Origin of the sequence: Micromonospora sp. NPDC050276 (assembly GCF_044459545.1) — a bacterium.
Lineage (GTDB): Bacteria > Actinomycetota > Actinomycetes > Mycobacteriales > Micromonosporaceae > Micromonospora.
The window spans coordinates 368,594-389,171 of the sequence record NZ_JBITJA010000006.1 but is presented as its reverse complement, the minus strand read 5'-3'; the positions used below and the strand labels follow the sequence as shown (position 1 = coordinate 389,171).

At 72.1% G+C, this 20,578-nt stretch carries 21 protein-coding genes and 3 tRNA genes; 14 read left to right on the top strand and 10 right to left on the bottom strand.

Going from position 1 to position 20,578, the window contains the following annotated elements; genetic code table 11:
• Positions 1-555: 555 nt before the first annotated feature.
• The gene (locus ACIBF8_RS15930; RefSeq protein ID WP_396783782.1) at positions 556-2,067 is read right to left on the bottom strand and encodes a dihydrolipoyl dehydrogenase family protein; all 1,512 of its coding nucleotides are present in this window, start codon (positions 2,065-2,067) and stop codon (positions 556-558) included.
• A gap of 55 nt (positions 2,068-2,122) precedes the next feature.
• On the opposite strand from ACIBF8_RS15930, the gene ACIBF8_RS15925 reads away from it, so the two are divergent.
• Complete coding sequence (locus ACIBF8_RS15925; RefSeq protein ID WP_396783628.1) at positions 2,123-3,199, top strand: serine hydrolase domain-containing protein; 1,077 nt, start codon at positions 2,123-2,125, stop codon at positions 3,197-3,199.
• A 111-nt stretch (positions 3,200-3,310) separates the two neighbouring features.
• Here the strand turns inward: ACIBF8_RS15925 and ACIBF8_RS15920 are convergent, their stop codons facing one another.
• Positions 3,311-4,234, bottom strand: a complete 924-nt coding sequence (locus tag ACIBF8_RS15920; RefSeq protein ID WP_396783627.1) for a phytoene/squalene synthase family protein — start codon at positions 4,232-4,234, stop codon at positions 3,311-3,313.
• Positions 4,235-4,299: 65 nt separating this feature from the next.
• Here ACIBF8_RS15920 and ACIBF8_RS15915 point away from each other — a divergent pair, with 65 nt between their 5' ends.
• From ACIBF8_RS15915 to ACIBF8_RS15880, 8 genes are all read left to right on the top strand, one after another.
• Complete coding sequence (locus ACIBF8_RS15915; protein ID WP_396783625.1) at positions 4,300-5,442, top strand: polyprenyl synthetase family protein; 1,143 nt, start codon at positions 4,300-4,302, stop codon at positions 5,440-5,442.
• Between the two features lie 28 nt (positions 5,443-5,470).
• The gene (gene crtI, locus ACIBF8_RS15910) at positions 5,471-6,952 is read left to right on the top strand and encodes a phytoene desaturase family protein (RefSeq protein WP_396783623.1); all 1,482 of its coding nucleotides are present in this window, start codon (positions 5,471-5,473) and stop codon (positions 6,950-6,952) included.
• Positions 6,949-7,569 carry an isopentenyl-diphosphate Delta-isomerase gene (gene idi, locus ACIBF8_RS15905; RefSeq protein WP_396783621.1) on the top strand — a complete coding sequence of 207 codons (621 nt, stop codon included), beginning with the start codon at positions 6,949-6,951 and terminating at the stop codon, positions 7,567-7,569. The genes crtI and idi overlap by 4 nt, the downstream gene beginning before the upstream one ends.
• The gene (locus ACIBF8_RS15900) at positions 7,559-8,503 is read left to right on the top strand and encodes a MerR family transcriptional regulator (RefSeq protein ID WP_396783780.1); all 945 of its coding nucleotides are present in this window, start codon (positions 7,559-7,561) and stop codon (positions 8,501-8,503) included. Before idi ends, ACIBF8_RS15900 begins: the two co-directional genes overlap by 11 nt.
• Before the next feature lie 75 nt (positions 8,504-8,578).
• A complete protein-coding gene (locus ACIBF8_RS15895) occupies positions 8,579-9,367 on the top strand; it encodes a polysaccharide deacetylase family protein (RefSeq protein ID WP_396783619.1) in 789 nt (262 codons plus the stop codon).
• Between the two features lie 154 nt (positions 9,368-9,521).
• A tRNA-Glu gene (locus tag ACIBF8_RS15890) sits at positions 9,522-9,594 on the top strand.
• A 31-nt stretch (positions 9,595-9,625) separates the two neighbouring features.
• Positions 9,626-9,699, top strand: a tRNA-Asp gene (locus tag ACIBF8_RS15885).
• A gap of 99 nt (positions 9,700-9,798) precedes the next feature.
• A tRNA-Phe gene (locus tag ACIBF8_RS15880) sits at positions 9,799-9,872 on the top strand.
• A gap of 608 nt (positions 9,873-10,480) precedes the next feature.
• Here the strand turns inward: ACIBF8_RS15880 and ACIBF8_RS15875 are convergent.
• A complete protein-coding gene (locus ACIBF8_RS15875) occupies positions 10,481-11,671 on the bottom strand; it encodes a hypothetical protein (protein ID WP_396783618.1) in 1,191 nt (396 codons plus the stop codon).
• 165 nt (positions 11,672-11,836) lie between these two features.
• Here ACIBF8_RS15875 and ACIBF8_RS15870 point away from each other — a divergent pair, with 165 nt between their 5' ends.
• A complete protein-coding gene (locus ACIBF8_RS15870) occupies positions 11,837-12,364 on the top strand; it encodes an SRPBCC family protein (protein ID WP_396783617.1) in 528 nt (175 codons plus the stop codon).
• A gap of 12 nt (positions 12,365-12,376) precedes the next feature.
• Here the strand turns inward: ACIBF8_RS15870 and ACIBF8_RS15865 are convergent, their stop codons facing one another.
• A complete protein-coding gene (locus tag ACIBF8_RS15865) occupies positions 12,377-13,081 on the bottom strand; it encodes a DUF2786 domain-containing protein (protein WP_396783616.1) in 705 nt (234 codons plus the stop codon).
• A 131-nt stretch (positions 13,082-13,212) separates the two neighbouring features.
• On the opposite strand from ACIBF8_RS15865, the gene ACIBF8_RS15860 reads away from it, so the two are divergent.
• On the top strand, positions 13,213-13,653 hold the full coding sequence (locus tag ACIBF8_RS15860; RefSeq protein ID WP_396783614.1) for a hypothetical protein: 441 nt from the start codon (positions 13,213-13,215) through the stop codon (positions 13,651-13,653).
• A 71-nt stretch (positions 13,654-13,724) separates the two neighbouring features.
• On the opposite strand, the gene ACIBF8_RS15855 is transcribed toward ACIBF8_RS15860, so the two are convergent.
• Positions 13,725-14,114 carry a hypothetical protein gene (locus ACIBF8_RS15855; RefSeq protein ID WP_396783612.1) on the bottom strand — a complete coding sequence of 130 codons (390 nt, stop codon included), beginning with the start codon at positions 14,112-14,114 and terminating at the stop codon, positions 13,725-13,727.
• Between the two features lie 155 nt (positions 14,115-14,269).
• On the opposite strand from ACIBF8_RS15855, the gene ACIBF8_RS15850 reads away from it, so the two are divergent.
• The gene (locus ACIBF8_RS15850; RefSeq protein WP_396783611.1) at positions 14,270-15,613 is read left to right on the top strand and encodes an ABC transporter substrate-binding protein; all 1,344 of its coding nucleotides are present in this window, start codon (positions 14,270-14,272) and stop codon (positions 15,611-15,613) included.
• Between the two features lie 67 nt (positions 15,614-15,680).
• On the opposite strand, the gene ACIBF8_RS15845 is transcribed toward ACIBF8_RS15850, so the two are convergent.
• Entirely contained in the window at positions 15,681-16,424 is a 744-nt protein-coding gene (locus ACIBF8_RS15845; protein WP_396783609.1) for an enoyl-CoA hydratase/isomerase family protein, read from the bottom strand.
• A 108-nt stretch (positions 16,425-16,532) separates the two neighbouring features.
• A complete protein-coding gene (locus tag ACIBF8_RS15840; RefSeq protein WP_396783608.1) occupies positions 16,533-17,390 on the bottom strand; it encodes a 3-hydroxyacyl-CoA dehydrogenase family protein in 858 nt (285 codons plus the stop codon).
• A gap of 177 nt (positions 17,391-17,567) precedes the next feature.
• Between ACIBF8_RS15840 and ACIBF8_RS15835 the strand changes: the two genes are divergently transcribed.
• Positions 17,568-17,855: a hypothetical protein gene (locus ACIBF8_RS15835; protein WP_396783606.1), complete on the top strand. Its 288-nt coding sequence runs from the start codon at positions 17,568-17,570 to the stop codon at positions 17,853-17,855.
• A 53-nt stretch (positions 17,856-17,908) separates the two neighbouring features.
• On the opposite strand, the gene ACIBF8_RS15830 is transcribed toward ACIBF8_RS15835, so the two are convergent.
• The gene (locus ACIBF8_RS15830; protein ID WP_396783604.1) at positions 17,909-18,688 is read right to left on the bottom strand and encodes a class I SAM-dependent methyltransferase; all 780 of its coding nucleotides are present in this window, start codon (positions 18,686-18,688) and stop codon (positions 17,909-17,911) included.
• A gap of 54 nt (positions 18,689-18,742) precedes the next feature.
• Here ACIBF8_RS15830 and ACIBF8_RS15825 point away from each other — a divergent pair, with 54 nt between their 5' ends.
• Positions 18,743-19,132: a PPOX class F420-dependent oxidoreductase gene (locus ACIBF8_RS15825; protein WP_396783602.1), complete on the top strand. Its 390-nt coding sequence runs from the start codon at positions 18,743-18,745 to the stop codon at positions 19,130-19,132.
• A 90-nt stretch (positions 19,133-19,222) separates the two neighbouring features.
• On the opposite strand, the gene ACIBF8_RS15820 is transcribed toward ACIBF8_RS15825, so the two are convergent.
• Together ACIBF8_RS15820 and ACIBF8_RS15815 are read right to left on the bottom strand one after the other, a co-directional pair.
• Positions 19,223-19,432 (bottom strand): BldC family transcriptional regulator, encoded by a 210-nt coding sequence (locus tag ACIBF8_RS15820; protein WP_007073996.1) that lies wholly within the window; start codon positions 19,430-19,432, stop codon positions 19,223-19,225.
• Between the two features lie 250 nt (positions 19,433-19,682).
• Complete coding sequence (locus tag ACIBF8_RS15815; protein ID WP_396783601.1) at positions 19,683-20,522, bottom strand: hypothetical protein; 840 nt, start codon at positions 20,520-20,522, stop codon at positions 19,683-19,685.
• Positions 20,523-20,578 lie beyond the last annotated feature (56 nt).

Here is a 20,578-nt window from a genome sequence, read left to right as displayed (position 1 = left end):
AAGACGACCAGTCGCACCAAGCCCTACCCGCCAGGCGAGCCGCAGCGGCAGCATTTGTCCAATATGCGGTGACCAGCGCGGTCGACCTGGTCCCGGGCGGTCATGATCGACTCGGTTTTGGTGATATCGCGGCGTCCCGATGCCCCGGATGCCGCGACTTCCTGAAACGCGAGTGGATCATGCCCCAGTCGCCGGCCGCAGGGCGCGGGGCATCGTGGGGCGCGAGCGTAGGGCGTCGCGAGGCGCGGGGCATCGTGGGCGCGGGGCATCGTGGGGCGCGAGCGTAGGGCGTCGCGAGGCGCGGGGCATCGTGGGCGCGGGGCATCGTGGGGCGCGGGGCACCGCGAGGCGTCGCGCACCGCGAGGCGTCGCGCACCGCGAGGCGTCGCGCACCGCGAGGCGTCGCGGGGCCCGAGCGCAGGGGCGTCGCGGGGCCCGAGCGCAGGGGCGTCGCGGGGCCCGAGCGCAGGGGCGTCGCGGGGCCACGAGCGCGGGGCACCGCGAGGCCCGAGCGCGGGGCACCGCGAGGCGCGGGGGCCTCGGGCGGTGCCGGGGTCAGGACAGATCGCGGAGGGCGGTCTCGATGGCCCGGTGGAAGGTCGGGTACGCGTAGATCATGTGCCGGAGCTGACTCAGCGGCACCGCCGCGTGCACCGCCACCACGAGTGCGGAGAGCACCTCGCCGCCGGCCGGGCCGACCGAGGTCGCGCCGATCAGCACGCCCTGGTCGGCGTCCGCGACGACCTTGATGAAACCGTCGTCACCGACCTGGTGAATCCAGCCCCGGGTGGAGCTGCCGAGTTTGGTGAAACCGACCTGCACGTTGATGCCCCGATCGCGGGCCTGCTGCTCGGTGAGCCCGACCGCACCGACCTCGGGGTCGGTGAAGGTCACCCGGGGCAGCGCGCGGTAGTCGGCTCGCGGGACGGTGCCGGCCGACCCGCTCGATCCGCTGGCAGCCAGCGAACTGGACGCGCCCATCGCGCCGCCGACCACGCTGGCGGTGCCGCTGGCGTCCGCACCCGCCTTCGCCTGCCGGGTGCGAGCCAGGATGTCGGCGATCACGATCCCCGCCTGGTACATGGCGATGTGGGTGAAGGCGCCCTCGCCGGTCAGGTCACCGACCGCCCAGACATGGTCGGTGACGTGCAGCCGGTCGTCGACCGGGAGGTAACGCTGGTTGGCGTCCAGGCCGATCGTGTCCAGACCCAGCTCGGCCAGGTGGGCCTTGCGCCCGGTCACCACCAGCAGCCGCTCGGCAGTGAACTCCACGCCACCGCCACCGTGCAGGGTGAACCGGGTGCCGTCATGCTCGACCCGCTCGGCGCGTACCCCCGTGTGGATCTCCACGCCGTCGGCGCGCAGCGCCGCGGCGGCGACCTCGGACGCCTCCGGCTCCTCGACGGCCAGCACCCGGTCCAGCGCCTCGACCACGGTGACCCGGACCCCGAAGCGGGCGAAGACCTGCGCCAGCTCCAGACCGATCGCGCCGCCGCCGAGCACCAGCAGCGAGTCCGGCAACTCCTCGGCCTCGATCGCCTGGTGGTTGGTCCAGTACGGCGTGTCGGCCAGGCCGTCGATCGGCGGCACCGACGGACGGGTGCCGGTGCCCAGCACGATCCCGTGTCGAGCCTCGAACACCTGGTCACCGACGCGGACGCGGCCCGGGCCGTCGAGCTGGCCGGCGCCGCGCACAAGCCGACCGCCCTTGCCGATGAACCGGTCCGCCGCGACCGTGTCGTCCCAGGTGTCGGTGGCTTCCTCGCGGATCCGCTTCGCCACCGGCGCCCAGTCCGGCTGGACCTGCGCGGTGCCGGCGAGCCCGTCGACCCGGCGCGCCTCGGCGAGGGCGTTGGCCGCTCTGATCATCATCTTGCTCGGGATGCAGCCCCAGTACGGGCACTCCCCGCCGACGAGATCCCGTTCGACGCCGACGACGCTCAGGCCGGCCTCGGCGAGCCGCCCGGCCACCTCCTCGCCGCCGACTCCGAGCCCGACCACGACCACATCCACCAGCTCCGGCTCCGCCACTGCAACAGCATCCCCCAACGGCACCGCCCCGACCATCGGGGTCGGCGGAAAAGTCGGCACGCTCACCGGCTCGGACGCTTACGGTGGCCGGATGCACGCACGCTTCGCACCGGTCCGGGACTGCTTCCACGACCTGCTCACCTCCGGCCGGGAAACCGGCGCCGGCCTGACCATCTTCTACGACGGGCAGCAGGTGGTTGACCTGGTCGGCGGCTCCCGGAGTGGCCACCGGCCCGACGGCGAGACGTGGCTGCCGGAGACGCTGGTCAACGTCTACTCGGTGGGCAAACCGGTGGCGGCGCTCTGCCTGCTGGTGCTCGTCGACCGGGGAACTGTCGATCTCGACGCGCCCGTCGACCGGTACTGGCCGGAGTTCCGCACGCCCGCCACCGTGCGCCAGGTCTTGTCGCACACCGCCGGGCTGCCCGCCTTTCCGGTGCCCCGACCGGCCACCGCGATCGCCGACTGGGCGCTGCTCACCGGAGATCTGGCCACCGCCGACCCCGAATGGTTGCCGGGCTCGGTGGCCGGGGAGCACGCCTGGACGTACGGGCATCTGGTGGGCGAGCTGGTCCGCCGCGTCGACGGACGGTCGGTGGGCCGGTTCCTGGCCGAGGAGATCGCCGGCCCGTGGCGGCTCGACCTCGGCTTCGGGCTGACCGAGGCGGACCAACTGCGCTGCGCGGACCTGCGGTACGGCGATCCGCAGTGGCCGGCCCGGAAGCTCGGCGAGCCGGGCTCACTGCGGGCACGGGCGCTCGGCAACCCGGCCGGCGGGCTGGACCTGGCCGTGCTGAACAGTCCGCTGTGGCGCGGTGCCGAGATGCCCGCCGTCAACCTGCACGCCACCGCGTCCAGCCTGGCCCGGCTCTACGCCGGCCTACTGGCCGGTGGTGTCCTGGACGGCGTCCGGCTGGTCAGCCCTGAGCTGGTCGCGGAGGCGACCCAGGTCCAGTACGACGGGCCGGACCTGGTGCTGGACCGCCCGGTCCAGTGGACGCTGGGCATGCAGCGGGAGTCGGACGGCAGCTGGGGCATGGGCGGCATCGGCGGCAGCAGCGCGTGGGCAGACCCCGAGCGCGGCTACACCTTCGGATACGCCACCGCGCACCTCGCCGAGCACGACCGGGTGGACGAGCTGGTCGAGGCGTTGCACTCGGTGCTCTGACGAGCACGTACAACGGCACCACCTGGTCGAAGGCCGCGCAGGTGGTGGCCAGCGCCGGGTGGTCGTGCACCCGCAGGTCCCGGGTGAGGAGCACGATCGCCGTGCTCGCGGTCACCGACGCTCCGGGTGGATCGTCGGCCCGGGGATGACGACCGGCGTACCCGTCGAACTGAGCAGGGCGCGTGCGGCCACCGCCATCCGCCGCCGCTGCGGCACCAGGGCCCGTCGGACGAAGACGTCGTAGTCCTGCGCGGCCACCTCGTCGAGGATGCCGCCGTAGAGCGCGTACGCGGTGCGCATGCAGGCCTGTGAGGCGGGCGCCAGCATGGTGATGCCCGGCGCGGCGGCGGCGTAGTGCGCCTGGGCGCGGGTCACCTCGTACTCGATCAGCTCGCGGATCCGGGGCGTACCGCGACCCCGGGCGCGGGCCTCGGCCAATTCCTCCCGGGTGACCCCGAACTTCGCCAGGTCCTCGTCCGGCAGGTAGGTGCGGCCCCGGTCGAGGTCCTCGGCGACGTCCCGGATGAAGTTGGTGAGCTGGAAGGCGAAGCCGAGTTGCCGGGCCGGCTCGCGGGCCGCCACCGGGTCGGAGCTGCCCAGGATCGGCAGCATCATGGTGCCGATGACCGCCGCCGAGCCCTCCATGTAGTCGAGCAGGTGGTCGTAGGTCGGGTACGCGGTGACGGTCAGATCCATCGCCATGCTCTTCAGAAACGCCGCAAAATCGTCCCGGTCGAGATCGAAGACGGCGATCGTGTGCAGCACGGCCGGCAACAGTGGGTCATCGACCGGCGCACCGTGCAGACCGGCCACGAACTGGCTCGCCCAGTGATCCAGCCGGGCGGCCCGCTCGGCCGGCGGCAGGTCCTCGGTGCGGTCGACGATCTCGTCCGCGTACCGGGTGAACCCGTAGAGGGCGTGCACATGTCGTCGTTTCCAAGCGGGGAGCAGCCGGGTGGCGAGATAGTAGGTGCGGCCGTGACGTTTGTGCAGCTCACGACATCGGCCATAGGCAGCGGTGAGATCAGTGTCCACCGGCCCTCCTCCATTTATCGACGCACCAATCGACGCAACTCGTAGCCTAGGGTACGCTCAGCCGCATGGCCAACGACGCAGTTGCGGGCAACGTGACCCGCGTGGCGCCGGCAGGGCCGGGGGACGGGGACGATCCGGTCCGCGCCGTTCTGGCCGCGTACACCCACGAGCTGGTCACGGCGGTCGACGAGACCCTGACCACCTTTCTCACCGCCGAGGTCGACTCCCTCAACGACGTCGACACATCGATGGGCAACTTCGCCGCCACCGCGCGCGACGCCGTCCTCGCCGGCGGCAAACGGATCCGGTCCACGTTCGCCTACTGGGGTTGGCGCGGGGCGGTCGGCCCGACCGCCGCCCTGCCGCCCGTGCTGCCCGCACTGGCCGCACTGGAGTTGCTGCACACCTTCGCGCTGGTACACGACGACGTGATGGATGCGTCCACCACCCGCCGAGGCCGGCCCACCGCACACATCGCGCTCGCCGAACAGCACATCGCCGCCGGCCACCGGGGTGATCCCGACCGGTTCGGCGAGGCCGTCGCCGTGCTCATCGGCGACCTCTGCATGGTCTGGGCCGACCAGTTGCTGGCCTACGCCACGGTGCCATCGGCTCGACTGTTCGAGGTTCGCCGCTGCTACGACGAGATGCGGGTGGAGACGGTCGCCGGGCAGTACCTCGACGTGCTCGGCGAGAACGACCCGGCCAACTGGTCGGTCGACCGGGCGCTGCGGGTGGCGCGCTACAAGACCGCCAGCTACACCGTCCAGCGACCACTGCTCTTCGGAGCCTGCCTGGCCGGGGTGCCCGACGACGATCCGCTGGTGTCCGCGTACACCCGTTATGGCCTGGCGGTCGGCGAAGCGTTCCAGCTTCGCGACGACCTGCTGGGCGTCTACGGCGACCCGGCGGCCACCGGCAAACCGGCCGGTGACGACCTCCGCACCGGCAAGCCGACCACGCTGCTCATGCTGGCCCGTGAGCTGGCCACGCCGGCCCAGCTCACGGCGTTGGAGCAGGCCGCCGACGGCCCGGTCGACGCACTCGCCGGGCTGGTCGCCGAGACCGGCGCGGTCACCCGGCTGGAGCAGATGATCGCCGAGCGGGTAGGCGACGCACTGGCCGCGCTCGATGCCGCACCCGTGGACGAGACAGCGCGGACCGCGCTGACCGGACTGGCCACCGCCGCAGCCAATCGGCGGGCCTGATGAGCGACTTGAGCGAGGAGGTGATCACGTGCGGACGGTGACAGGACGGACGGACCGGGTGGTTGTCGTCGGGGCCGGGCTGGGCGGGCTGGCCTGCGCACTGCACCTCGCGGGCAGCGGCCGGCAGGTGACCGTGCTGGAACGCGAGCCGGTGCCCGGCGGGCGGGCCGGACGACTCGGCGTGGACGGCTACGAGTTCGACACCGGCCCGACCGTGCTCACCATGCCCGACCTGATCGCCGAGGCGCTCGGCGCGGTCGGTGAGGAGTTGCACGACTGGCTGGACCTGACGCCGCTCGACCCCGCCTACCGGGCGTACTACCCGGACGGCTCGACCCTCGACGTGCTCACCGACACCACCCGGATGGCGGCCGAGATCTCCCGGGTGTGCGGGCCCCGGGAGGCCGACGGCTACCTGCGTTTCGTCGAGTACGCGCGGGAGCTGTGGCGGCTGGAGCGGACCGACTTCATCGAGCGCAACCTGGACGCGCCGACCGATCTGCTCACCGGCAACCTGCTCAAGCTGCTCAGCGGTGGGGCGTTCCGCCGCCTGCAGACAAAGATCAACCAGTTCTTCCGGGACCCGCGTACCCAGCGGATCTTCTCCTTCCAGGCGATGTACGCCGGCCTCGCGCCGCACGACGCGCTGGCCATCTACGCAGTCATCGCGTACCTCGACTCGGTGGCCGGGGTCTACTTCCCGCGCGGCGGCATCCACGCGGTCTCCCGGGCGATGGCCGGCGCGGCCGAGAAGCACGGCGTGCAGATCCGGTACGACACCACGGTGACCCGGGTGGAGACCGCGAACGGCCGCGCCACCGGTGTGCTCACCGCCGACGGCGACCTGGTGCCGGCGGACGTGGTGGTGCTCAACCCCGACCTGCCGGTCGCCTACCGCGACCTGCTCCCCGCCGCGCCGCAGCGCCGACTCACCTACTCGCCGTCCTGCGTCGTTCTGCACGTCGGCTCCCGGCAGGGCTATGCGAAGATCGCCCATCACAACATCCATTTCGGACGCGCGTGGAAGGGCACCTTCGATGAGGTCATCCGGCGCGGTGAACTGATGACCGATCCGTCGCTGCTGGTGACCAACCCGAGCCGGACCGACCCCGCGGTGGCCCCACCGGACCGGCACACCTACTACGTGCTCGCCCCGGTGCCCAACCTGCACCGGGCGCCGTTCGAGTGGCGCGGCGACCTGACCCAGCGCTACACCGACCAGCTGATCGGCACCCTGGAGGAGCGCGGCTACGTCGGCTTCGGCGACGGCGTCGAGGTGCTTCGGGCGATCACCCCCGCCGAGTGGGAGGACCAGGGGATGGCCGCGGGCACCCCGTTCGCCGCCGCGCACACCCTCTTCCAGACCGGCCCGTTCCGCCCGTCCAATCTGCACCGAGACCTGTCGAACGTGGTGTTCGTCGGCTCCGGAACCCAACCCGGGGTCGGCGTACCGATGGTGCTTATCTCCGGCAAGCTCGCCGCCGGCCGGATCACTGGGGAGGGCCGATGAGCAACCGTGAGGAGCATCTCGTCGAACTGGTCGACGAGAGCGGCAAGGCCCACGGCGAGACGACCGTCGTGGCCGCCCACCAACCCCCGGGGCAGCTGCACCGGGCCTTCTCGGTGCTGCTGGTGGACCCGGACGGCCAGGTGCTGCTGCAGCGCCGGGCCGCCGTCAAGACCCGGTTTCCGCTGCGCTGGGCCAACTCCTGCTGCGGTCACCCCCGGCCCGGGGAATCACTCGCCGAGGCGGCCAACCGCCGGCTGACCGAGGAGTTGGGAGCGGGCCCGGTCGAGCTGACCGAGGTCGGCGTCTACGTCTACTACGCCGAGGACCCGGCGACCGGTCGGGTCGAATTCGAGTACGACCACGTGCTGCGCGGCGAATTCCTGCCCAGCGCTCCGCTGCTGCCGGACCCGGACGAGGTGGCCGAGCTGCGCTGGGTCGATCCGACCGCACTGGAGGCCGAGCTGGACCGCGACCCCCGGTCGTACGCGCCCTGGCTGGGCGGGGTGGTGGACCGGCTACTGCGCCCCTCGGGGTCCCGGTCGGGCGCATCCGGCCCGGTCATGCCCCCGCCCGGATCGTCGGCGGATGACACGGCGGAGCGGTCGGGTGGTCGATGAGGCGCTGAGCGCGGGCGCGGTCGCACGTCGGCTGGGGGTCGCGGTGACGACCCTACGCACCTGGCACCAGCGCTACGGGCTCGGGCCCAGCGAGCACATTCCCGGCCACCACCGCCGGTACACACCCACGGACCTGGCCCGCCTCGAGATCATGCGACGACTCACCGCCGAAGGGGTGAGCCCCGCCGAGGCGGCCCGTTGGTCTCGCCAGGCACCGGGTCCGATGCCCAACGGCACCGTCGCGCCCGCCCGGGTCCACTCACCCGGTCGTGACGGCGGCGGCGCCATCCCGGTCGGCCGTGCCGGCCCGGCAGCTCGCGGGTTGGCCCGTGCCGCGATGCGGCTGGACGCGGCGGCGATCAGCGAGACGATCGCGCAGGCGCTGGAGACCAGCGGGGTCGTCGCCACCTGGGAGGGCCTGCTGCGCCCTGTGCTTGCCGGCATCGGCGAACGCCACGCCGCCACCGCCGGTCTGATCGAGGTGGAGCACCTGGTGTCCCGCTGCGTCTCGGAGGCTCTCGCGGCGGCCAGTCGGGCCAAGGTCCCCACCGGGCCGGCCCGGATCCTGCTCTCCTGCGCCGACGAGGAGCAGCACACCCTGCCACTGGAGGCGTTGGCCGCGGCTCTCGCGGAGGCTGGTGTCAGTTACCGGATGCTCGGCGCCCGGGTGCCGGTGGCCGCTCTCGTCGAGGCGGTCAACCGAACCGGACCGGCTGCCGTGGTGCTCTGGTCACACACCCGGGTCACCGCCGACCCAGCCCAGCTCACCGCGCTGCTCGCCGCGCCCCGCCGCCCGTTGCTGGTGCTCGCCGCCGGCCCCGGCTGGCGGGCCGACACACTGCCCGCCGGGGTGGTACGGCCGGTCGATCTGGCCGAGGCGATCTCGCTCTCCGCCGCCGTCCGTGACTCCCTGGACCAGTCGAGGCGTGACTGATCGCACTGTCGTCGGCTGGCGGCGTGAACTACCGTCGGGCGGGTCCGCCTACCCCGACCCCCCGGGAGCGAGCGAATGCAAGCCCGCGCTGTCCTGGCGTCCGTCCTCGCCATGGCGCTGGTCTTGTCCGGCTGTGCCCAACCGGACCGCACCATCGCACCCGCCGGCGCTCCACGGCCGGTGGAATCCACCACACCGCCCACCCCCACCCCGACGACGCCCCCCAGCGTCACCAAGCCGGCCAAGCCGCCACTGCGGCCGCTGCCGGCCAAGCTCCCCGCCGGTCTGGGGCGCAATACCGGCGTACGCCCGGTGGCCCTGACGTTCGACGACGGCCCCAGCCCGGCCTGGACACCCAAGGTGCTCGACCAACTACGGGCCGCCAAGGTGACCGCGACCTTCTGCGTCGTCGGTCGTGAGGTGCAGCGCCACCCCGAACTGGTCCGGCGGATCGTCCGGGAGGGACACCAGCTCTGCAACCACAGCTGGCGGCACGACCTCGACCTCGCCCGGCGACCTGTCGCCGAGATCCGGGCCGACCTGGACCGCACCAACAAGGCCATCCAGAAGGCCGCTCCCGGCGCGAAGGTGTCGTTCTATCGGCAGCCGGGCGGCCGGTGGACGTCGGAGGTGCTCGGGGTGGCCAAGGATCTCGGCATGCGCCCGTTGCACTGGTCGGTCGACCCGCAGGACTGGGACAAGCCGACCGCGGCCACCATCGGCAAGCGAGTGCACGCCGCCACCCGCCCCGGCGCCATCATTCTGCTGCACGACGGAGGCGGAAATCGGGCCGCGACGCTCGCCGCCTGCCCCAAGTTGATCGCCGACCTGAAGCAGCGCTTCGGCATCACCCGACTCCGCTAGACCCACTCTGACCTGCGGTTTTACCCCGATCCAGGCCCTTGCCGATACCGATTTTGTCGACCGACGGAGCATCACGTATGCTTTCCAAGCCTCCGGCGGGGCCGGATGGGAGCAAGTCCGCTTGAAGTTGCGAATGTGCAATGATGGCGGGGCCGCCCTCATCGTCTAGCGGCCCAGGACGCCGCCCTTTCAAGGCGGTAGCACGGGTTCGAATCCCGTTGGGGGCACGACCGGCGCAAGCCGGAGCAACACAAGCTAGGTCCTGTGGAGCAGTTGGAGTGCTCGCCGCCCTGTCAAGGCGGAGGTCGCGGGTTCAAGTCCCGTCAGGACCGCAGCGCTGACGCCGCGCCCCGCGCGGCGTTCTGCGTATCGGAGCAGGTCACCCTGCCGCCGGTTCGTCCGGTTGCCGGGTAGCATGAGCCGAGCGACACGGCCAGGTAGCTCAGTTGGTACGAGCGTCCGACTGAAAATCGGAAGGTCGGCGGTTCGACCCCGCCCCTGGCCACATAGCCTTTCGCCGGGCTACAGAGGTCCCCACCAGCGGAAACGCAGGTGGGGATCTTGCTGTTTCCGGCGCTTTAGCCGCTGCCCCTGCTCGACCGCTCCTGGTCACCCGGTGTTCATCGCCCGCACCTACGCTCCCGGCCGTGGACAGAAGGCCTGGCGGGATCGTGGAGACCATTGGCACACTCGGCGCTGTTCTCGGCGGCGCCCTCTTCGTCATGGGCTGAGCGGAGTCAATTCTCGCGGCGACTTTCTCATGGCCGGAGCGCTGCTGGTGCTCGCGGGCCTGCTGCTCCGCATCGAGGCGGCGGTGCTGGGATCCCACTGGCGAGGACCAGGCTCCTGACCTGACCCGTTCCGACGGCCCAGCAGCACCCGGACGCATGATCGACTCGGCTTCCCTGATGTCGGGGTATCCCAGCGCCCGCGACACCGCGATATCAAGGAAACCGAGTCGATCAAGCCGCGGCGGCGCGCGGTTGCCACGGTGCGGCGGCGCGGCCGGCGCGGCGCGGCTCGCGTGCGGCGCGGCCGGCGCGGCTCGCGTGCGGCGCGCGCGGCCGGCGCGGCTCGCGTGCGGCGTAGCTCGTGCGGCGCGGTGGCGCGGCGTCAGTGGTCGCGGTGGCCCTGCGGGCGGTGCTGCGCCACGCTGCCCTGGATCGCCTCCCATACGCTGCGTCCGGCCTGTCGCAGCGTCTCTCCCGCCTGCTCGGCGAGCTGGGCCGCGCTCTGCGCCGCACTCTGGGCCGCGCCCGGCAGACCGCCGTCGCCACCCCCGGACGAACCCGCGCCGGCTTCACCCGATTGACCCTGCCGGTCGCGAGACTGCCCGGCCGCAGAACCCGCCGAACCCCCGGAACCCGCTGGCCCGGCCGAACCCGCAGGGCCATGGCCAGTCCCCGCCCGCCGTTGCTCCGCACCCGAACCCTCGGCCCGCCTCCCCTCAGGGTGACGCGGCTCCTCGTGTCGCGCGCCTTCCAGGCGGCGGTTCTCCGCAGGTCCGGCCTCCAGCCGACGGCCCTCCGCCCCATCGCCCTCCGGACGCCGGTTCTCCGGACGCCCCTGGCCAGCTGACCCAGGACCGCCGGCCAGCGGCCCCGGTCCCCCGGCGTGGGGCCCAGGTCCCGCAGCGTGAGGCTGCCCACCGGCGTGCGGCGGCCGACCCTGCCCCGGCCGATCAGGACCCGGCGGACCCTGCCCCGGCCGACCAGAACCCGGCCGACCCTGCCCCGGCCGATCAGGACCCGGCGGACCAGAACCCGGCGGACCAGAACCCGGCCGATCAGAACCCGGCCGATCCAGACCTGGCTGATCGAGGGCCGGCCGGTCACGGTCGGTGGAGGAGCGGGCCTGCCGGCCCAGTTCATCGCGTACGCCATCGGAGTGCCGCGCCGTCGCCCGCACCTCAGCGGCCCCCGAGGGCAACTGCTGGGCGCTGCGGTTCACGTCGGCGGCGGCGACGCCGGCCGTGTGCGCGAGCGCCTCGATGAGGTGCGGGTTGTGGTCGAGCGAATCGAGCGCTCGGCCAAGGATCCGGGTCAACTGCTCCAGTCGCACCCGCAGTTGCGCCTCGGCGTGTACCCCGTTGACGTCCAACTCGCCGCCGTTCAGGTGCACCCGTACGCCCGCGTCGACCTGGAGCAGGTTGGCCACCCGGGCCCGCAGCGACAGGTCGGCCTCCAGACCATCGACCGCCAGCCGGATGGAGTCGACGGAGACCTTCGGAATGTCGAGCAGGACGTCCGGGTCCCCGCCGTCGACGTTCCGGTCCGGCTCTCGCTGCTGCCCGCTGTCGTTCATGCTCTCCCGCCCGCCTGCACACCGGCCCGGTCGTCCGGGCCGTTCGGCGCGGTTACCCGCTTTCCGGCGGGGCATCCCGTCCGTGACGAGTCGGCGACCCTCTGTCTGGAACCGGGCACCGCGCGAAGCTGCACACCCGGGCATCAGCCGGTATGGTCCGGGCCTATGGGACAGGAATTGACTGATCCGGCCGACATCCGGCAGGACGTCGACCGGTTCTCTCTGCGGTGCAGCCTCCTCGTCCCGGGCTCCGCCGAGCATGCGTTCGCGGTGTTCACCGACGAGCTGACCGACTGGTGGGTCACCGAATACACCTGGTCCGGCCCGGACGCGCTGGCCGAGTTGGGCATGGAGCCGCGGGCCGGCGGCATGCTCTACGAGCTGGGTCCGTACGGTTTCCGCGCCGACTGGGGCCGGGTGCTCACCTGGGATCCACCGCGCCGCCTCGTCTTCGTCTGGCAGATCGGCCCCGACCGGGCGCCGGTGCCGGACCCGGCCCGCGCGAGCGAGGTCGAGGTGCTGTTCCACCCCGACGGGCCGGAACGCACCCGGGTCGAGCTGGAGCACCGGCACTTCGACCGGCACGGCGAGGCCGCCGAGGGTTACCGCAAGGCGCTCACCGCCGGCTGGCACGAGCTGCTGACCCGCTACGTCGCCACGGTGTCGCGCCACCGCCCGACCACTACCGCCTGACGGCCTACCGGGTCACCGACCGAGCCGTCGGGCGGCAGCGGGGCCGCCGAGGTCCCGGCCGCCCAGGTTCGCGCGTTGGCCGGCCTCCGCCCCCGAGCCGAAGCCGGTGCCACCCAAGCGGCGTGGCGGTGCGGTGCGCAGCCGTGGGTATTCCTCGGTGAGCCGTCGCTGCACCCGGTCGGACCGGTCGGCCAGCACCAGCGCCATCGATGGCGCGCCCGACTCGCTGGCCGCTGCCGTCTCGGCTGCCCAGAGCCGGCCGCCGACCACCTCCGCGAAGCCGGCCAGCCAGGAGCGGCGGAAGGCGGCGGGGTGGTCGTCCGGGGGCACCTCGGTGGCGGCCAGGCCGTGCGCCGCCTGCACGAGCAGTGAGGTGAAGAGCAGGTCGACCCGTTCCAGGTCGCTGGCGAAGCCGAACAGGTGCAGGGCGAAACCGTTGCCCTGTCGACGGCGTACGCAGCGGCAGCGTAGGGGCTCGGCCACCGCGGCGAGCAGGCCGACCTTGTCGCGGGCGTACGGGGCGACGACGTCGAGCACTCGATCGCCGACCGGGTCGGTGGTCGGGTCGCGGGCGGCGAGCAGCGCCCGGTCCACACCGTAGCGGGCGATCAGCTCGGTCGCCTTGGCGGTGAAGGCGGCCGACTCGGCCGGAGTGCAGGCCGGATCCTCGGCCTGGGCCAGCAGCTTGCGCACCTTGCTGAGCATGGCCTCGGACATGCCTACAGAGCTACCACACCGGCCGGACATCCTCGGGGCCGCGCCGCAATCGATCGATACGTATCATCGTCACGGTCGGATGATCAGTCCAATACGGACGGTCAGTTAACTGTTTCCGGAGGAACGAACGAATGCCATCCCCGACCGCTCGCCTGCTCGCCGTCGCCACGGCCGCCACACTGCTCTCCGCCGGTACGCCCGCGCGGGCGGAGCCGACCACACCGACCACGCCGGTCAGCTCCGGGCCGAACGCGTTCGCCCCGCTCGCCACCTGCTACGGCGGAGCGGTCCGGTCGTACTTCGAGACCGGCCGCTACGGCGGCTCGGCCGGCCAGTACCGCACCACGACGCGGTGCCGGGACATCAACGTCCGCAACGCGAGCGTGTACGCCACCGAAGCGTGCGTGATCTTCGTGGACAAGACGGGTGCCTGCAACTACTGGACCTACCTGCCGGCCAACTCGGGCTGGATCACGGTGGCGACCAACGTCAAGGATGGCGTCAACTTCCGGGTCCGCTTCGAGAACCTGCGGTACGAGTACGAACCGCTGATCGCGTACCACGCGTTCTGACCGGCCCGCGCGGTCGCGGCGTCCGCCCCCCGACGGACGCCGCGACCCGGTGGCAGGATCGAACGGAATGGTCACCCAGCGCGGCTGCGCAGGGTGGCGATCGTCGAACCGGCGAGGGTGAGCAGGCAGTCGGGGAGTTGCCCGTCGGCCGCCGCGGCGCCAAACAACGCCTCGCCGGTCGGTTCGTCCCGATTGGCGTACGCGCTGACGAAGCGGGCCACCCAGCGGGTGTCATACCCGGCCTGATCGATGCCCGGGAAGTCGAGCGCCGCTCCGCTGGCCGCTGGCGCGTCACCGAGCATCGTCGCGGCCAGGCACCAGGCGACCCCGTACGCGCCGCTCAGGCCGGCCCGGTCGACGACCGCGTCGAAGGCCCCCACCACCGCGTCTCCATCGCCGGTCAGCGCCGAGCGGAGCACGGCGGCCGCGTCATCGAACGTCTGCTGTGGTAGGTCGGTCACGCAGCGCACAGTAGGACGGGTGGTCAAGGGTCCCAACGACCGTCACTGTCCGTGTTGAAGGCGAGCTACCTGCGCATTACGCCGCCTCCACGGTCCCGCCGCCGGCCTCGGCACGCTAATGTGCGCAGCGGACCTTCGCCGGAGGAAGGACGACCATGTTCGTATCACGCCGCTCGCGGGTAGCCACACTGGCTGCCTGCGCGACGATCCTGCTCGCCACAAGCGCTTGCGGGGATGACAAGCCCGAGAAGGCAAGCGCCCAACAGGTGCGCCTCTACGGCACGGACGGCAACATGCTCAACTCCTATCCTGCGGAGTTGAAGGAACGCGCGAGTCTCGTCGACGGGATGAAGGGGACCACGCCGCTCACTCCACTGCCAGACGACTTCAAGAGCCGGCTACGGGCCGTCAATCCGGCGCTGACGGACTACCTGTATGCCGCGGAGACGTACGACGCGGTGGTGATCGCCGTGCTCGCCGCCCAGTTGGCCGGCAGCACCAACCCGGCGGACATCGCGAAGCAGATCGTCGGCGTGACCAACGACGGGCAGCGCTGTGAGGACCCCGCCAGCTGTCTCGCGTTGGCCCGCAACGGGCAGGACATCGAGTACCGCAGCGTTTCGCTGACCCGGGCCGGCTTCACCGACAAGGGTGAGCCGGCCACCGCGAGCTATGCCACGCTGACCTTCGACGGGCAGCAGATCAACGACGGCAAGACCGAGTTCGTCGGGGCCGGCAACGAGTCGGCGGCGAGCACCAAGACGCCGCCGAAGCCGAAGAAGCAGCGCGCCGGTGGGGACCCCGACCAGGAGCCGCTGATCCTGGGCGGTCTGCTGCCGAAGACCGGTGACCTCGCGATCGCCTATCCGCCGATGGCGGCCGGCGCCGCGCTGGCGATCAAGGAGATCAACGCCGGGGGTGGCGCCCTGGGCAAGCCGGTGACGTGGAAGGACGGCGACGACGGCACCAGCCCGGCGGTGGCCAAGGCGACGGTGGCCAAGCACGTGACGGACGGCGTCAGCGTGATCATCGGCGCGGGTGGTTCGGGCATCTCCCGCGAGGTGCTGCCGGACGTGGTGCAGGCTGGGAAGATCCTCTTCTCCCCGTCCAACACCGACAGCGGCCTCACCGACGTGGAGGACAAGGGCCTCTACTTCCGCACCGCCCCGCCGGACAGCCTCCAGGGCCGGGCGCTGGCCGACGTGATCCTCCGCGACGGGTCGCAGAAGATCGTCATCGTCGCCCGCAAGGACTCCTACGGCGAGGGCCTCCAGGCCACCGTCCGCGACGAGCTGGCGAAGGCGGGCATCGCCGACGACCGGATCAAGCTGCTGACGTACGAGCCGCCGGCCGACGCGAAGGCTCCGCCGGTCGACTTCAGCGGCGGCGCGAAGGAGATCAAGGAGTTCGGCGCGGACGCCGTACTGATCATCGGCTTCGGCGAGTCCGCCCAGGTGATTCGCGGCCTGGCCGACGCCGGGGTGCAGATCCGACAGTAAGCACCACCGCAGGCCCACGACGGCCGCACCGGCCTCTCGCCGGTGCGGCCGTTCTTGGGTACGCGGGTCAGCGCGACCGGCGGCGCTCCAGGAACTCGGTCATCCGACGGTGCTTCTCGTCGTCCTCGAAGAGCACCGCCTGGCTGACCAGGTCGAGGTGCGGGTGCGCGGCGGCGGGAGCGTCCACCGCCAGCTTGGTCAGCCGCACCGCCAGGGGCGAGCCCAGGGCGATCTCGTCCAGCAACGCGTGCGCCACCGTCAGCAGCTCGCCGGGCTCCTCCACCACCCGGTTCACCAGGCCGATCCGCAGCGCCTCCGCGGCGTCGACCCGCCGGCCGGTGAAGAGCAGCTCCTTGGCCCGGCCCTCACCGATCAACGCGGGCAACCGGTGGGTCGCGCCGGCGCCGGCCAGGATGCCTAACCGCACCTCCGGCTGGCCAAACACCGCCCGCTGCGTGCACACCCGCAGATCGCAGGCGTACGCCAGCTCCGCGCCACCGCCCAACGCCGGGCCGTCGACGGCGGCCACGGTCGGCATCGGCAGCGCCCGGATGCGTGCGAAGGCGGCGGAGTTGATCGCGGCGAGGGCGTCCGTGCGACCCCGTTCGCGCAGCTGGGCGATGTCCGCGCCACCCGCGAAGATGCCCGAGGCGCCACCGGTGAGCAGCAGCAGGCGGGGACGCGCCTCCAACTCCGCGCAGACCTGGTGCAACTCGGCGATCAGGTCGGCGTCGATGGCGTTGCGCTTCTCCGGCCGGTCCAGGGTGACCACCAGCCGGTCCGGCCGTTCCTCGACCCGCAGGCCGCTCACTGTGCTGACCCTTCGTTCGCGACTGCGGGGCTCGCAAGCTCACTCCTCGCGCTCACTGTGCTGACCCTTCGTTCGCGACTGCGGGGCTCGCAAGCTCACTCCTCGCGCTCACTGTTTGCCCCCGCCTTCCCAGCGGTAGAAGCCCTGCCCGGACTTCTTGCCCAGCCGCCCGGCGGCCACCAACTCCTCGAGCAGCGGCGGTGGCGCGAAACGATCTCCGTACGCGGCCTGGAGGGTGCGGGCGATGTCCAGCCGCACGTCCAGGCCGACCAGGTCGGTGAGCTCCAACGGGCCGATCGGATGGCGGTAGCCCAGCACCATGGCCTTGTCGATGTCCGCCGGGCTGGCCACCCCGTCGGCGACCATCCGGATCGCCTCCAGCCCGAGGGTGACCCCGAGGCGGGAGGTGGCGAAGCCGGGCATGTCGCGTACGACGACGGGGTCCTTGCCCAACCGGCCGGCGAGCGCGACGGCCGCGGTCGTGGCCTCCTCGGCGGTGGCCGGGCCGACCACGATCTCCAGCAGCGTCATCGCCCAGACCGGGTTGAAGAAGTGCAGGCCGAGGAAGCGCTCGGGTACCTCCAACTCGGCGGCCAGCTCGGCGATGGCGATGCTGGAGGTGTTGCTGCCCAGCAGCGCCGGGCGCAGCGTGGCGGCGTCGCGCAGCACAGCGCGCTTCAGGTCGAGGCGCTCCGGCACCGCCTCCACGATCACCTCGGGGGCGGGGGCGACCTCGGCGAGGGTGCGGCGCAGCGTCACCCGCTGCCGGTTCGCGGCGGCCTCGTCGGCGCTGAGCTTCCCGCGCTGCACCGCTCGTTCCCACAGCTCGGCGAGCCGGTTCAGCGCGGCAGCACCCCGCTCGGCGTCCACCTCGACCACCTCGACGGCGTGCCCGGCGCCGGCCGCCACGTACGCGATGCCGAGCCCCATCGTGCCGGCACCGACGACCACGAACCGATCGCTCATCACGCCTCCCTGACCCGTCCGCCGACGCGCGGGGTCCCCGCCGCGCCGGCCCGGGTGTCCCGCCCGCTCCGCTCGCTCATGGTGCGACCCTAGACAGCCGGGCGACCCGGCCCATGCGTGGGGGAGCGCCGGATCGGGTAATGACGGCCCGTCAACCGAGGGAAGGACCGCATCGACATGAGCCAGGCACCGGAGAGCGTCACCGACGGGGAAACCGTGGAGACCCGAGGGGACGAGCGGGTCGAGCTGCTGCGCGCCGACACCAACAACGACGGTCAGACCGACGTGTGGGTGGTGGACACCGATGGCGACGGCAAGGCCGACCTGTTCCAGTTCGACACCGACGGTGACGGCAAGGTGGACATCACCATGGTCGACATCGACGAGGACGGTCAGCCGGACGAGGTGGTCGACGGCGACGGCGGCCTCCCGCCCGAGCAGCTCCCCCCGACCGTCCAGGTCTGAGACGTAGGACGGCCCCCTGCCTCCGCCCGGCGGGAGTGTGGGGGCCGTCGCGCTCAGCCGACGAGACGCAGGGTGGCCAGGTAGTAGGGGGCGTCGCGCTCGTCCACATCGGTCAGCCGCCAGCCCGTGCCGTGCACCAGCGCGGCGAGTTCGTCCGCCGAACAGACCAGGTAGTCGAACCACTCGGTGCTCAACTCGCGGTAGCGCAGCCGCAGCCGCAGCTGGCCGCCGAGCCGGCCGCGCCGACGGTTGCGCTCGTGGTAGCCGGTGTGCAGCGGGTCACGGGTGCCGTACGGGTCGGTGCCGTGCGCGATGATCTGCGCCCCCGGTCGGGCCAGCGCGGCGAGCGCGGCCAGGAACTCGGGCGCCCGCTCCCGTCCCTCGATCAGCCCGAGATTGTTGCCGAGCAGCAGGAACGTGTCGTACCGCGGACCGTCTGCGACGTGCGTGTCGACGGTGCCGTGCACCAGCCGCCGGACCCCGCGCCGGCGGCTCACCTCCAGCGCACCCGCCGAGGTGTCCAACCCGGTGACCGGTACGCCGCGCTCCTGGAGCAGCAGCGCGATCCGGCCGGCTCCGGTGCCGATGTCCAGCGTCTCACCGGAGGCCCGGTCGACCGCGCGGTGGTCGTACGGCTGCCAGTCCGCCGGCCCGTCCAGGTAGTGCGCGGCCGGGGCACCGTTGATCAGACCGTCGTCCCGTTCGATGATCTCGATGACCGGTCGCGGCAGTCGACCGCCGACCAGGGGTCGGGGGCCCACCCCGGTGGCCACGGCGAGCGTGTCCCGCAGCAGTTCGCCGACCACGTCACCGATTAGAGGCTCAACCGTCACGACGTTCACGCTATCCGGCCACTCGGTGGCCCGTACCGGCCGTATCCTGGCGGCGTGACCATGCTGGACCGGCTGTCGGCCGAGAAGTACATCCTGCTCACGACCTTCCGCAAGGACGGTCGGGCGGTGCCGACCCCGGTCTGGGCGGTACGCGACGGCGAGGCGCTGGCGGTCTGGACCCGGGCCGACTCGGGCAAGGTGAAACGGATCCGCCACAACGGCGAGGTGACCGTGGCGCCGTGCGACGTGCGGGGGCGGCCGCACGGGGCGGAGGTGCCAGCACGCGCGACGATCTACGGGGGCGGTGACACCGGTCGGGTCCGCGACCTACTCAAGCACAAATACCGCCTGATCGGTCGACTGAGCCTGCTGGGCAGCCGGTTGCGTCGCGGCGAGGGCGGCACGGTCGGCATCCGGGTGACGTTGGCCGAGCCGCAGCGCTGACCGGCGGGGGGCGTCGGCTCGGCGGGCATGGACATGGAAAGGGGCGGCGGATCGAGATCCACCGCCCCTGACGAAAAAACTCGTGCCGGCTCAGTCGCCCTGCCGCTGCTGCGGGATCTGGCCCTGCAACAGCGCCCTGACCTCCGACTCGCGGTACCGACGGTGGCCACCCAGGGTGCGGATGGCACTGAGCTTGCCAGCCTTGGCCCACCGGGTCACCGTCTTCGGGTCGACACGGAACATCGACGCCACCTCGGCCGGTGTGAGTAGCGGCTCTGGTTCGTGCGTTCGCGATGCCATCGGTCACTCCTCCACATGTATAGACATCGGCCGGGGTCCCGCCGGCCGACGCGTCTCCCATGGTCCGGCTAGTCCCCGATGTCCGACATGGGCCGAACGGATGAAGGTCCCTAGACGGACGGATGAACCATGCCCGATTTTTACGACTTTTACACGGCAGAAAGTACCTTATTCGGACTCATGATCACGGTTCGTGATGCGTCAACTACGAGCGGAACTCACCTTGGGAGCGCTCCTAGGGCGATATGCCCTAGTTGCACCGCTCCAACAGCTGCACCGCGCGCCACCGTGCCACCAACTTGTCGTACGCGGCGGACGCCTCCTCGGCCTCGCCGCGCGACAGCCCCGCGAGGCCGCCGGCAACCAGCTCGGGCGAGTCGTCGGCGGCAAGAGTATCGTCGGAGAGCAGGTCGACCAGGCCGCCGTAGTCCAGCTCGACCACGGACCGCGGATGGAACTCCTCCAGCCAGCGGGCCGCCTCCTCCACCGCCTCGGTGATCGGTGCCTCGCCGACCGACTTGCGCAGCACCGACAGCGCCCGCGACGAGCGGCGTCGAGCCTTGGAGATCTCGGTGCGGTAGCGCAGCGCCCGCCGACCCGGCTGGGTGACCAGGTCCCGCTCCGTCGGGTCGAAGAGCACGAACCACCGCAGCGGTACGCCCCAGGTGGCGATCTGCTCGTGCACCCGGGGCACCCCGTGCTCCAGCACCCGGGCACCACTGCGCCAGTCGTCCACCACCGCCCTGGCCTGCCCGGCGAGCACCGGCGGCACGAAGGCGTCGGCGAGCACCGAGGGCACCCCGTCCCGGGCGCTGAGCGCCGCCTCAGCGACCCGGATGCGCAGGTTCCACGGGCAGACCAGCAGGCTGTCGTCCGTCTCCAGGACGTACGCCTCCTCCGGCAGGTCCGGCAGCCGGGTCCAGCCAGCGCCCAGTGCCTCGATCACCGCCGTCCGCTGCCGACCGGGCCCCTCGACCGGGGCGACCGCGCGCCCCTCCGAGACATAGCGGCGCCAGTAGCTCTGCCGGTCTCGATCGAAGGCGGCCAACGGTTCGTACACGCGCAGGTAAGAAGCGAAGAGCGACGGCACCGCGCGATCCTCCCACGAACCACGCCGCTACGCGGTCAGCGGCCGGAGCAAGCGCG